Raw genomic sequence first — 13,457 nt, 5'->3', positions numbered from 1 at the left:
TGCGCAGACGGTGTATCCAGAACAGGATTTCGCCGGCTCCGGCCGGCACGCTCCTGATCCAGGTCGCCGTGGGTGTGGCGGTCCGCAGGGATCGTCGCGAGTTGACTTGATAGGAGGAAAGACCTCATGGGTCTGAATCTAGACGACAAGAAAGCCGTCGTAGCCGAGGTCGCTGCACAGCTGGCCAACGCGCAGACCGTTGTCGTGGCGGAGTACGCAGGCATTGAGGTGACCGACGTCACCGTGCTGCGTGCAAAGGCGCGCGCGTCTGGCGTTTACCTGCGTGTGTTGAAGAACACCTTGGCGCGTCGTGCGGTGGCTGACACCGCCTTCGCCGGCCTTGCCGAGCACATGACCGGCCAGCTGATCTACAGCTTCTCGGCCGATCCTGTCGCCGCAGCCAAGGTGCTGAACGACTTCGCGAAAACCAACGACAAACTGAAGCTGAAGGCTGGCTGCTACGCGGGCAAAGTGCTCGACAAGGCGGGCGTTCAGGCGCTGGCAAGCATCCCGAGCCGCGAGGAGCTTCTCTCCAAGCTGCTGGGCGTGATGAAGGCGCCGGTTTCGGGCATGGCGGTTGCGCTCGGCGCACTGGCCAAGAAGCGCGAAGCCGAAGGCTCTGCCGCCTGATCAGTTGGTCCGGTTTTCCGTACGGTTTGTACAAATCTGAATTTGGAGTGTTTTGAAATGGCGATCACCAAAGACGACATCCTGGAAGCCGTCGGTTCGATGACGGTTATGGAACTGAACGACCTCGTGAAGGCGTTCGAAGAGAAGTTCGGCGTTTCCGCCGCTGCGATGGCTGTTGCTGGCCCGGCCGCTGGCCCGGCTGCGGCTGCTGAAGAGCAGACGGAGTTCACCGTTGTCCTGACTGCTGCCGGCGACAAGAAGGTTGAAGTCATCAAGGTCGTGCGTGCTGCGACCGGCCTGGGCCTGAAGGAAGCGAAGGACCTGGTCGACGGCGCTCCGAAGCCCGTCAAGGAAGGCATCGCCAAGGCTGACGCCGAAGCGCTGAAGAAGCAGCTTGAAGACGCGGGCGCCAAGGTCGAAGTCAAGTAATCGACCTGCGAAAGCGTGGGCTGGTGACGTTTCGGCGTCACCAGCCTTTTGTGCTTTATTGGATGCACAGGAAAGCGCGCTGGATCAGCGCCCTTTCCTGTGTCTTCTGAATCGACTGCAGAAGGCAGGAACTGGTCGGACGGGAGTTCTGCCGGGGCTTCGGACCCCGCACTTCCGTCGTCCGCCAGAGGTTGGTAGAGGCCAGCCACCAGATCCGCAACCCCAGTCGAGGCTAGCCAGTCCGAACCACAAATGACTCCGGGGGGTCATACGGACGGACTGCCATTGCCCTTCGCTTACCGGAGAACTCATGGCCTACTCGTTCACCGAGAAAAAGCGCATTCGCAAGAGCTTCGCAAAACGTGCGGACGTTCTCGATGTGCCTTTCCTCCTCGCTACCCAGCTGGAGTCCTACACGTCCTTCCTGCAGGCCGATGTGCCGCCGCAGGCACGCCGTGACCAGGGTCTTCAGGCCGCTTTCAAATCGATCTTCCCGATCACCTCGCATTCGGGTAATGCCCGTCTGGAGTTCGTTTACTTCGCACTCGGCGAGCCGGCGTTCGACGTCAAGGAATGTCAGCAGCGCGGTCTGACCTTCGCGTCGCCGTTGCGCGCACGTGTGCGCCTGGTAATCCTCGACAAGGAAGCAGCCAAGGAAACCGTCAAGGAAGTGAAGGAGCAGGAAGTCTACATGGGCGAAATTCCGCTCATGACGACGACGGGCTCGTTCGTGATCAACGGTACCGAACGGGTCATCGTGTCCCAGCTGCACCGTTCGCCGGGCGTGTTCTTCGAGCACGACCGCGGCAAGACGCACAGCTCGGGCAAGCTGCTGTTCTCGGCACGGATCATTCCTTACCGCGGCTCGTGGCTCGACTTTGAATTCGACCCGAAGGACTTCCTGTTCTTCCGCGTCGACCGTCGCCGCAAGATGCCGGTCACGATCCTGCTGAAGGCGATCGGCATGACCGCCGAGGAAATTCTCGCGACCTTCCACGATTTCGACACCTTCACGCTGAAGGGCTCGGATTTCGAATTCGCGCTGGTGCCGGAACGTCTGCGCGGCGAAGTTGCGCGCTTTGACATCACCGATGGCAATGGCAAGGTGATCGTTGCGAAAGACAAGCGGATTACCGCCAAGCACATTCGCGAGCTCAACGAAGCCGGCATCAAGACGATGGCGGTGCCGGAAGACTTCCTGCTCGGTCGCGTGCTGGCGAAGAACGTGGTTGACGCGGAGACCGGCGAGCTGATCGCACGCGCCAACGACGAGATCACCGAAGAAGTGCTCGCGAAGTTGTCGCGAGGTGGCGTGCAGTCGTTCGAGACGCTCTACATCAACGACCTCGACCGCGGCGCCTACATTTCTTCGACGCTGCGTTCGGACGAAACCGCCGACCAGTGGCAAGCGCGCGTTGCGATCTACCGCATGATGCGCCCGGGCGAGCCGCCCACCGAAGACGCCGTCGAAGCGTTGTTCCAGGGGCTGTTCTATGCGCCGGAGCGCTACGACCTGTCGTCCGTCGGCCGCATGAAGTTCAACCGTCGCGCCTATCCGGAGCGTCTCGACGACAAGGCGCCGGAATGGCAGCGTCGTCTGTACGAGCGCGTCGGCCCGCAAGGCGAAGAGGGCGCAGGCGTCCTCTGTAACGACGACATCCTCGCCGTGGTCGGCGTGCTGGTCGAACTGCGTAACGGCCGCGGTGAAATCGACGATATCGATCACCTCGGTAACCGCCGCGTGCGTTGCGTGGGCGAGCTGGCGGAGAACCAATTCCGCGCCGGTCTGGTGCGCGTGGAGCGTGCGGTCAAGGAGCGCCTGAACCAGGCTGAATCCGACAACCTGATGCCGCACGACCTGATCAACGCCAAGCCGATCTCGGCCGCGATCAAGGAATTCTTCGGTTCGTCGCAGCTGTCGCAGTTCATGGACCAGACCAACCCGCTGTCCGAGATCACGCACAAGCGTCGTGTCTCGGCCCTTGGCCCGGGCGGTCTGACGCGTGAGCGCGCCGGCTTCGAAGTGCGTGACGTGCATCCGACCCACTACGGTCGCGTGTGCCCGATCGAGACGCCGGAAGGCCCGAACATCGGCCTGATCAACTCGCTCGCTGTGTACGCGACGACCAACCGCCATGGCTTCCTGGAAACGCCGTACCGCAAGGTCGAAAACGGCAAGGTGACGCAGCAGATCGATTACCTCTCCGCGATCGAAGAGGGCGGCTATGTGATCGCCCAGGCGAACGCAGAGCTCGATGGCTCCGGTGCGCTGATCGACGAACTGGTGTCGTGTCGCCACAAGGGTGAATTCACCCTGGTGACGCCGGATCAGGTTCAGTACATGGACGTCTCGCCGTCGCAGATCGTTTCGGTCGCGGCCTCGCTGATTCCGTTCCTTGAGCACGACGATGCGAACCGTGCGTTGATGGGCGCGAACATGCAGCGTCAGGCTGTGCCCTGCCTGCGTCCGGAAAAGCCGCTGGTCGGCACCGGTATCGAGCGCACCGTGGCGGTGGACTCGGGTACGACGGTGCAGGCGCTGCGCGGCGGTGTGGTCGACTACGTCGACGCGAGCCGCGTCGTGGTGCGTGTGAATGACGATGAAACGGTGCCGGGCGAAGTCGGCGTCGACATCTACAACTTCACCAAGTACACCCGCTCGAACCAGAACACCAACATCAACCAGCGTCCGGTCGTTAAGAACGGCGACCGCATCGCGAAGGGCGACGTGCTGGCCGATGGCGCATCGACCGACCTTGGCGAACTGGCACTGGGCCAGAACATGCTGGTCGCGTTCATGCCGTGGAACGGCTACAACTTCGAAGATTCGATCCTGATCTCCGAACGCGTGGTGGCCGACGACCGCTTCACCTCGATCCACATCGAGGAGCTGACGGTGGTGGCGCGTGACACCAAGTTGGGTGCTGAAGAAATCACCCGCGACATCGCGTCGCTGGGCGAAGCGCAACTGGGTCGTCTGGATGAGTCCGGCATCGTCTACATCGGCGCTGAAGTCGATGCTGGCGACGTGCTGGTCGGCAAGGTCACGCCTAAGGGCGAAACCCAGCTGACGCCGGAAGAGAAGCTGTTGCGCGCGATCTTCGGCGAGAAGGCTTCTGACGTGAAGGACACCTCGCTGCGCGTGCCCTCGGGCATGAACGGCACCGTCATCGACGTGCAGGTGTTCACCCGCGAAGGTATCGAGCGCGACAAGCGTGCCCAGTCGATCATCGACGATATGCTGCGCGGCTTCCGTCAGGATCTGGGCGACCAGATGCGAATCGTTGAACGCGATGCGTTCTCGCGTATCGAGCGTCTGATCATCGGTCAGGTTGCCAACGGCGGGCCGAAGAAGCTGGCCAAGGGCACTGCGATCACCAAGGATTACCTCGACCAGGTCGAGCCGCATTCCTGGTTCGACATCCGCATGGCCGACGAGACCATCGCTCAGCAGCTCGAATCGCTGAAGGAAGGCCTTGAGAAGACCCGCAAGGACTTCGACCTCGCTTTCGAAGCGAAGAAGAAGAAGCTCACGCAAGGCGATGAGCTGCCCCCGGGCGTGCAGAAGATGGTCAAGGTCTACCTGGCTGTGAAGCGTCGTCTGCAGCCGGGCGACAAGATGGCCGGTCGTCACGGTAACAAGGGTGTGGTGTCGAAGATCGTTCCGGTCGAAGACATGCCGTACATGGAAAACGGCACCGCCGTCGACATCGTGCTGAACCCGCTGGGCGTACCGTCGCGGATGAACATTGGTCAGATTCTTGAAACCCATCTTGGCTGGGCTGCCAAGGGCCTGGGCAACAAAATCAACGAGACCCTGCGTCGCCAGGCGACGGCCAAGGAAGTCCGTACGCTGCTCAACGAGATCTACAACACCAGTGGCAAGGACGAGCAGATCGATACCTTGACCGATGGTGAGGTGGTCGAGCTGGCACAGAACCTGACCAAGGGCGTGCCCTTCGCGACGCCGGTGTTTGATGGCGCGACCGAAGAAGAAATCGGCAAGATGCTCAAGCTGGCCGGCCTTGAAGGCGGCGAGCAGGTCACCTTGTTCGACGGACGCACCGGTGAAGCGTTCGAGCGCAAGGTGACGGTTGGCTACAAGCACATGCTGAAGCTGCACCACTTGGTCGACGACAAGATGCACGCGCGTTCGACCGGCCCGTACTCGCTCGTCACCCAGCAGCCGCTGGGCGGTAAGGCGCAGTTCGGTGGCCAGCGTTTCGGGGAAATGGAAGTGTGGGCGCTGGAAGCTTATGGCGCGGCCTACACCCTGCAGGAAATGCTGACGGTGAAGTCGGACGATGTGACCGGTCGTACCAAGGTCTACGAAAACATCGTCAAGGGCGAACACAAGATCGATGCCGGAATGCCGGAATCCTTCAACGTGCTGGTGAAGGAAATCCGTTCGCTGGCGATCGACATCGACCTGGACCGCTACTGAGACGGCCGAGCCGCCTCGGAATGGAGTGACGAAAGATGAAAAGCCTGCTCGCTGATCTGTTCAAACAGAGCCTGCCGAACGAGGAAGAGTTCGACGCGATCACCATTGGTCTCGCGTCGCCGGAGAAGATCCGCTCCTGGTCCTTCGGTGAAGTGAAGAAGCCGGAGACCATCAACTACCGGACGTTCAAGCCGGAACGTGATGGTCTGTTCTGCGCCAAGATCTTTGGCCCGGTCAAGGACTACGAGTGCCTGTGCGGCAAGTACAAGCGCCTGAAGCACCGCGGCGTGATCTGCGAAAAGTGCGGCGTGGAAGTCACGCTGGCCAAGGTTCGCCGTGAGCGCATGGGCCACATCGAGCTTGCCTCGGTGGTCGCCCACATCTGGTTCCTGAAGAGCCTGCCGAGCCGCCTCGGCATGGTGCTCGACATGACCCTGCGCGATATCGAGCGTGTCCTGTACTTCGAAGGCTTCGTGGTTGTCGACGCCGGCATGACGCCGCTGACGCGCGGCCAGCTGCTGACCGAAGAAGACTTCATCGCGAAGACCGAAGAGTACGGTGACGAGTTCACCGCGCTGATGGGGGCCGAGGCGGTGCGCGAACTGCTGCGCTCGATCGACCTGCCGCGCGAGATCGAGCGTCTGCGTTCGGAACTGGAAACCACCGGTTCCGAAGCCAAGATCAAGAAGATCGCCAAGCGCCTCAAAGTGCTGGAGGCCTTCACGCAGTCGGGTATCCGCCCGGACTGGATGATCATGGAAGTGCTGCCGGTGCTGCCGCCGGACCTGCGTCCGCTGGTGCCGCTGGACGGTGGCCGCTTCGCGACCTCCGATCTGAACGACCTGTATCGCCGCGTCATCAACCGGAACAACCGTCTGAAGCGTCTGCTCGAGCTCAAGGCGCCGGACATCATCGTGCGCAACGAAAAGCGCATGCTGCAGGAAGCGGTCGACTCGCTGCTCGACAACGGCCGTCGCGGCAAGGCCATGACGGGCGCGAACAAGCGTCCGCTCAAGTCGCTCGCCGACATGATCAAGGGCAAGGGTGGTCGCTTCCGTCAGAACCTGCTCGGTAAGCGCGTCGACTACTCGGGCCGTTCGGTGATTACCGTGGGTCCGCAGTTGAAGCTGCATCAGTGCGGTCTGCCGAAGCTGATGGCGCTCGAACTGTTCAAGCCCTTCATCTTCAACAAGCTTGAGCTGCGTGGCTATGCCACCACCATCAAGCAGGCGAAGAAGATGGTCGAGAGCCAGGAACCGATGGTGTGGGACATCCTCGAAGAGGTGATCCGCGAACATCCGGTCATGCTGAACCGTGCGCCGACGCTGCACCGTCTCGGTATCCAGGCCTTCGAACCGACGCTGATCGAAGGTAAGGCGATCCAGCTGCATCCGCTCGTCTGCGCGGCGTTCAACGCCGACTTCGACGGTGACCAGATGGCCGTCCACGTCCCGCTGTCGCTCGAAGCGCAGATGGAAGCCCGCACGCTGATGCTGTCTTCCAACAACGTGCTGTCGCCTGCGAACGGCGAGCCGATTATTGTGCCGTCGCAAGACGTCGTGCTGGGTCTGTACTACGCCACTCGCGAAGCGGTGAACGTGCCGGGTGAGGGCATGGCCTTCATCGACGTTGCGGAAGCCAAGCGTGCCTACGAGTCCGGCCAGGCCTCGCTGCACGCCCGTGTGTTCATCCGCGTGCGCGAAGTCGAGCTGACGCCGGAAGGCGAAAAGCGCGAAAAGATCACACGCTACAACACCACCATCGGTCGTGCGATCCTCTCCGAGATCCTGCCCGCCGGTCTGCCGTTCTCGGTGATCGACAAGGCGCTGAAGAAGAAAGAGATCTCGAAGCTGATCAACCACGCCTTCCGCCGTTGTGGCCTGAAGGAAACCGTGGTTTTTGCCGACCGCCTGATGCAGTTCGGCTTCCGTCTCGCGACGCGCGCCGGTCTGTCGATCGCAGTGCGTGACATGCTGGTGCCGACCTCCAAGCAGGACATCATTGCTGCCGCCGCGCACGAAGTGAAGGAAATCGCGCAGCAATACACCTCCGGTCTCGTGACCGACGGTGAGCGCTACAACAAGGTCGTCGATATCTGGGGTCGTGCGGGTGACCAGGTCGCGAAGGCGATGATGGAGCAGCTCGGTACCGAGCCGGTCATCAACCATCTCGGCAAGGAAGTCCGTCAGGAATCGCTCAACGCGATCTACATGATGGCTGACTCGGGCGCTCGGGGTTCCGCGGCCCAGATCCGTCAGCTGTCCGGTATGCGCGGCCTGATGGCGAAGCCGGACGGTTCGATTATCGAGACGCCGATCACGACGAACTTCCGTGAAGGTCTGAACGTTCTGCAGTACTTCATCTCGACCCACGGTGCCCGTAAGGGCCTGGCGGATACGGCGCTGAAGACGGCGAACTCCGGCTACCTGACGCGTCGCTTGGTGGACGTTACGCAGGATCTCGTGGTCACCGAAGACGATTGCGGCACCGCGCTCGGCTTCACGATGCGCGCGATCATCGAAGGCGGTGAAGTGGTCGAGCCGCTGCGCGACCGCATCCTCGGCCGCACGGCAGCCGATGACGTGGTCAATCCGGAGACTCAGGAGACCGCCCTCTTCGCCGGCACGCTGCTGGATGAAGACGCATGCGATCTGATCGACGCGCTCGGCGTTGACGAAGTGCGCGTGCGCACCCCGCTCACGTGTGAAACCCGCTACGGTATGTGTGCCAAGTGCTACGGCCGAGACCTCGGCCGCGGCAACCTGGTCAACTCCGGCGAAGCGATCGGCGTTATCGCCGCGCAGTCGATCGGTGAGCCGGGCACGCAGCTGACGATGCGTACCTTCCACGTCGGTGGTGCCGCATCGCGAGCCGCTGTTGCAAGCTCGGTCGAAGCCAAGTCGGCCGGTGTGGTCCGCTATGCGGGCAACACCCGCTACGTGACGACCGCGAAGGACGAGAAGGTTGTCATCGCCCGTTCGGCCGAGGTCGTCGTGACTGACGAAATGGGTCGTGAGCGCGAGCGTCACAAGATCCCGTACGGCGCGACGCTGCTGGTGGCAGACGGTGGTGCAGTAAAAGCCGGGGCGCAACTGGCGACCTGGGATCCGCACACCCGTCCGATCATCACGGAGTACTCGGGCACCATCAAGTTCGAGAACGTCGAAGAAGGTGCGACGGTCGCCAAGCAGATCGACGAAGTCACGGGTCTGTCGACCCTGGTCGTCATCGACGCCAAGCGCCGTGGTCAGTCTGCGACCAAGGGCGTGCGTCCGCAGGTCAAACTGATCAACGAGGCGGGCGAAGAAGTGAAGATCGCCGGCACCGATCACGCCGTGACCATCACCTTCCAGGTCGGTTCTCTGATCACCGTGAAGGACGGTCAGCAGGTTTCGGTGGGTGATGTGCTTGCACGTATCCCGCAGGAGTCGGCGAAGACGCGTGACATTACCGGCGGTCTGCCGCGTGTGGCGGAACTGTTCGAAGCTCGCTCGCCGAAGGATGCCGGCATGCTCGCCGACGTCACCGGTACACTGTCGTTCGGCAAGGACACCAAGGGCAAGCAGCGTCTGGTGATCACCGAACCGGACGGCACGGTGCACGAGTTCCTGATCCCGAAGGACAAGCACGTCATGGTGCACGACGGCCAGGTGGTGCAGCGCGGCGAGTTGATCGTCGATGGGCCGGCCGATCCGCACGACATCCTGCGTCTGAAGGGCGTCGAAGAACTGGCGCGCTACATCATCGAGGAAGTGCAGGACGTGTACCGTCTGCAGGGCGTGAAGATCAACGACAAGCACATCGAGGTGATCGTTCGCCAGATGCTGCGTCGCGTGGTCATCACTGATCCGGGCGATAGCAAGTTCATCCGTGAAGAGCAGGTCGAGCGTTCGGAAGTGCTGGACGAGAACGACAAGCTCATCGCCGATGGCCGCCTGCCGGCGCAGTACGAGTACATGCTGCTGGGTATCACGAAGGCGTCGCTGTCGACCGACTCGTTCATCTCGGCGGCGTCCTTCCAGGAAACCACCCGCGTGTTGACCGAAGCTGCGATCCTGGGCAAGCGCGATGAACTGCGTGGCCTGAAGGAAAACGTCATCGTCGGCCGCCTGATCCCTGCCGGTACTGGCCTCGCTTACCACCGCGCACGTCGCTCGCAGTCGGGTGCGACGTTCGATCTGCCGCCGTCAGGCAGCTTCAACGACGCGCCGGTAGCGGTCGAAGGCGCGCAGTCGGAATAAGGCGTCGTTGACGCTTCGGGGTCGGGTTGGCTACAATCCGACCTCTTTAGTGGGTCGACCTTGCGGGGTCGGCCTTCCTGTGTCTTGATCGCGGCCCAATCCGTGTTTCATCGGTGGTGCGATCCGAGGGAAAGTAATGCCAACAATCAATCAACTCGTTCGTAAGGGTCGGGAAACCCCGGTCTCCAAGAGCAAAGTGCCGGCTCTCGAAGCCTGCCCGCAAAAGCGCGGCGTCTGTACCCGCGTTTACACCACGACACCGAAGAAGCCGAACTCCGCGCTTCGTAAGGTCGCCAAGGTTCGCCTGACCAACGGTTTCGAGGTCATCTCGTACATCGGCGGTGAAGGTCACAACCTTCAGGAGCACTCGGTGGTCCTGATTCGCGGCGGTCGTGTGAAAGACTTGCCGGGTGTGCGTTATCACATCGTTCGCGGTTCGCTTGACCTCCAGGGCGTCAAGGATCGGAAGCAGTCGCGCTCCAAGTACGGCGCGAAGCGTCCGAAGAAGTCCTGATCCCTTTCGAAATAGCTGGAGGTTGAAATGCCCCGTCGTCGCGAAGTACCCAAGCGGGATATCCTGCCGGATCCGAAATTCGGCAGCCAGGATGTCTCGAAATTCATCAACGTGATCATGCAGAGCGGCAAGAAGGCCGTTGCTGAGCGCATCGTTTATGGCGCGCTGGAAGTGATCTCGACCAAGGGTGGCAAAGATCCGCTCGAGGTGTTCGGTAGCGCAATCAGCAACGTCAAGCCGGTGGTGGAAGTCAAGAGCCGTCGCGTTGGCGGTGCGAACTATCAGGTTCCGGTTGAAGTGCGTCCGTCGCGCCGTATGGCGCTGTCGATGCGCTGGATCCGCGAAGCTGCGCGCAAGCGTTCGGAGAAGTCGATGGCCCAGCGTCTCGCAGGCGAGCTTCTCGAGGCCTCTGAAGGTCGCGGCGCTGCGATGAAGAAGCGCGAAGAAGTTCACCGTATGGCAGAAGCGAACAAGGCGTTCTCGCATTTCCGCTTCTGATTGCGACCCGTCGCAGAGCAGTCGGGCCCTGAAAAGGGCTCGATTGCTTTTCCAGAAGTACCGATTTTCTGTCCGCACATGCTGCGGACTTTCGTTTAGGTAGAGGTTACTACCGTGGCACGCAAAACCCCGATCGAGCGGTACCGTAATATCGGTATCTCGGCACACATTGACGCCGGCAAGACCACCACGACCGAGCGCATCCTGTTCTACACCGGTGTCAACCACAAGATCGGTGAAGTGCATGATGGCGCTGCCACCATGGACTGGATGGAGCAGGAGCAGGAGCGCGGCATCACGATTACGTCGGCTGCAACTACGTGCTTCTGGAAGGGCATGGGGATGCAGTTCGATGAGCATCGCTTCAACATCATCGACACCCCGGGGCACGTTGACTTCACGATCGAGGTTGAGCGCTCGATGCGCGTGCTCGACGGCGCTGTGATGGTTTACTGCGCGGTCGGTGGTGTGCAGCCGCAGTCGGAGACGGTTTGGCGTCAGGCCAACAAGTACAAGGTGCCGCGTCTGGCCTTTGTTAACAAGATGGACCGTCAGGGCGCCAACTTCTTCCGCGTCGTCGAGCAGATGAAGAGCCGTCTGCGCGCCAATCCGGTGCCGATCGTGGTGCCGATCGGCGCCGAAGATTCCTTTACCGGCGTCGTCGACCTGGTGAAGATGAAGGCAATCATCTGGGATGAAGCGTCCCAGGGTATGAAGTTCGAGTACGGCGAGATTCCGGCTGAGCTGGTTTCTGTGGCCGAAGAGTGGCGCGAGAAGATGGTCGAAGCGGCTGCAGAGTCGTCGGAAGATCTCATGAATAAGTACCTGGAAGAAGGTTCGCTGCCTGAGGCGGACATCGTCCACGGTCTGCGTGAGCGCACCATCAAGGGCGAGATCCAGCCGATGCTGTGCGGTTCCGCGTTCAAGAACAAGGGCGTGCAACGCATGCTTGACGCCGTGATCGAGCTTCTTCCGTCGCCGATCGATATTCCGCCGGTCTCGGGTGAGGATGATGGCAAGCCGGCGGTTCGTCACGCCTCGGATGACGAGAAGTTTGCCGCGCTGGCATTCAAGCTGATGAACGACCCGTACGTTGGTCAGCTGACCTTCTTCCGTGTTTATTCCGGCGTCGTGAAGTCGGGCGACAGCGTGCTGAACTCGGTCAAGGGCAAGAAAGAGCGTATCGGTCGTATCGTGCAGATGCATGCGAACGATCGTATCGAGATCGAAGAGGTGCGCGCGGGCGATATCGCTGCAGCGATCGGCCTGAAGGAAGTTACGACCGGTGAAACGCTGTGCGACATCGATGCGCCGATGGTGCTCGAGCGCATGGAATTCCCGGAGCCGGTGATTCACGTTGCCGTCGAGCCGAAGACCAAGGCTGACCAGGAAAAGATGGGCGTGGCGCTCAACCGCCTGGCGAAGGAAGATCCATCATTCCGCGTCCGTACGGACGAAGAATCGGGCCAGACCATCATCTCCGGGATGGGCGAACTCCACCTTGAGATCATCGTTGACCGCATGAAGCGTGAGTTCGGCGTTGAGGCAAACGTCGGCGCCCCGCAGGTTGCTTACCGCGAAACCATCCGCGGCACGATCGAGAATGCCGAAGGCAAGTTCGTCAAGCAGTCGGGTGGTCGTGGTCAGTACGGTCACGTCGTGCTCAAGATCGAGCCGAACGAGCCGGGCAAGGGCTACGAGTTCGTCGACGCGATCAAGGGTGGCGTTGTGCCGCGTGAGTACATCCCCGCGGTCGACAAGGGTCTACAGGAAACGCTGCCGAACGGTGTCCTCGCCGGCTTCCCGGTGGTCGACGTCAAGGTTACGCTGCACTTTGGTTCGTACCACGATGTGGACTCGAATGAAAACGCCTTCAAGATGGCTGCCTCGATGGGCTTCAAGGACGGCATGCGCAAGGCGAACCCGGTGCTGCTTGAGCCGATGATGGCGGTCGAAGTTGAAACGCCGGAAGAGTTCATGGGCAACGTCATGGGCGATCTGTCGGGCCGTCGTGGCATCGTGCAGGGCATGGATGACGTGGCCGGCATGAAGGCAATCAAGGCCGAAGTGCCGCTGGCCGAGATGTTTGGTTACTCGACCACGCTGCGCTCGCTGACTCAGGGTCGTGCAACCTACTCGATGGAGTTCAAGCACTACTCCGAAGCGCCGCGCAACGTCGCGGAAGCCATCATCAACAAGAAGTGATGCGTTGATCATTTAAGGACTAGAAATGGCCAAGGAAAAATTCGAGCGGACGAAACCGCACGTGAACGTCGGGACCATCGGTCACGTTGACCATGGCAAGACCACGCTGACCGCAGCAATCACGACCGTGCTGGCAGCCAAGTTTGGCGGCGCAGCGAAGGCGTACGACCAGATCGACGCCGCGCCGGAAGAAAAGGCGCGCGGCATCACGATCAACACCGCCCACGTCGAGTACGAGACGGCCAACCGTCACTACGCGCACGTTGACTGTCCGGGTCACGCCGACTACGTCAAGAACATGATCACCGGTGCTGCCCAGATGGACGGCGCGATCCTGGTCTGCTCGGCCGCTGACGGCCCGATGCCGCAAACGCGTGAGCACATCCTGCTCGCCCGTCAGGTCGGTGTGCCGTACATCATCGTCTTCCTGAACAAGTGCGACATGGTCGACGACGCCGAGCTGCTCGAGCTCGTCGAAATGGAAGTGCGCGAGCTG

The 13,457-nt window shown here is 61.4% G+C and carries 8 protein-coding genes; all 8 read left to right on the top strand.

Annotated elements, in window-relative coordinates:
• Positions 1-126: 126 nt before the first annotated feature.
• Positions 127-630 (top strand): 50S ribosomal protein L10, encoded by a 504-nt coding sequence (gene rplJ, locus ACE3P0_RS18280; RefSeq protein ID WP_374404201.1) that lies wholly within the window; start codon positions 127-129, stop codon positions 628-630.
• 57 nt (positions 631-687) lie between these two features.
• Positions 688-1,059 carry a 50S ribosomal protein L7/L12 gene (rplL, locus tag ACE3P0_RS18275; protein WP_374404200.1) on the top strand — a complete coding sequence of 124 codons (372 nt, stop codon included), beginning with the start codon at positions 688-690 and terminating at the stop codon, positions 1,057-1,059.
• Between the two features lie 310 nt (positions 1,060-1,369).
• Positions 1,370-5,503: a DNA-directed RNA polymerase subunit beta gene (gene rpoB, locus ACE3P0_RS18270; protein ID WP_374404199.1), complete on the top strand. Its 4,134-nt coding sequence runs from the start codon at positions 1,370-1,372 to the stop codon at positions 5,501-5,503.
• A gap of 35 nt (positions 5,504-5,538) precedes the next feature.
• Positions 5,539-9,744: a DNA-directed RNA polymerase subunit beta' gene (gene rpoC, locus ACE3P0_RS18265; RefSeq protein ID WP_374404197.1), complete on the top strand. Its 4,206-nt coding sequence runs from the start codon at positions 5,539-5,541 to the stop codon at positions 9,742-9,744.
• A gap of 136 nt (positions 9,745-9,880) precedes the next feature.
• Positions 9,881-10,258 carry a 30S ribosomal protein S12 gene (rpsL, locus tag ACE3P0_RS18260; RefSeq protein ID WP_172205340.1) on the top strand — a complete coding sequence of 126 codons (378 nt, stop codon included), beginning with the start codon at positions 9,881-9,883 and terminating at the stop codon, positions 10,256-10,258.
• Between the two features lie 27 nt (positions 10,259-10,285).
• Positions 10,286-10,756 (top strand): 30S ribosomal protein S7, encoded by a 471-nt coding sequence (gene rpsG / locus ACE3P0_RS18255; RefSeq protein ID WP_172205342.1) that lies wholly within the window; start codon positions 10,286-10,288, stop codon positions 10,754-10,756.
• 114 nt (positions 10,757-10,870) lie between these two features.
• Complete coding sequence (gene fusA, locus ACE3P0_RS18250; RefSeq protein ID WP_374404195.1) at positions 10,871-12,961, top strand: elongation factor G; 2,091 nt, start codon at positions 10,871-10,873, stop codon at positions 12,959-12,961.
• 25 nt (positions 12,962-12,986) lie between these two features.
• On the top strand, positions 12,987-13,457 hold a 471-nt coding region (locus tag ACE3P0_RS18245), incomplete at its 3' end, for a GTP-binding protein (RefSeq protein WP_374404194.1).

Source organism: Niveibacterium sp., assembly GCF_041909475.1.
Classification (GTDB): Bacteria; Pseudomonadota; Gammaproteobacteria; order Burkholderiales; family Rhodocyclaceae; genus Niveibacterium.
The sequence above is the reverse complement of the archived record's forward strand: the minus strand, read 5'-3'. Positions and strand labels throughout refer to the sequence as shown.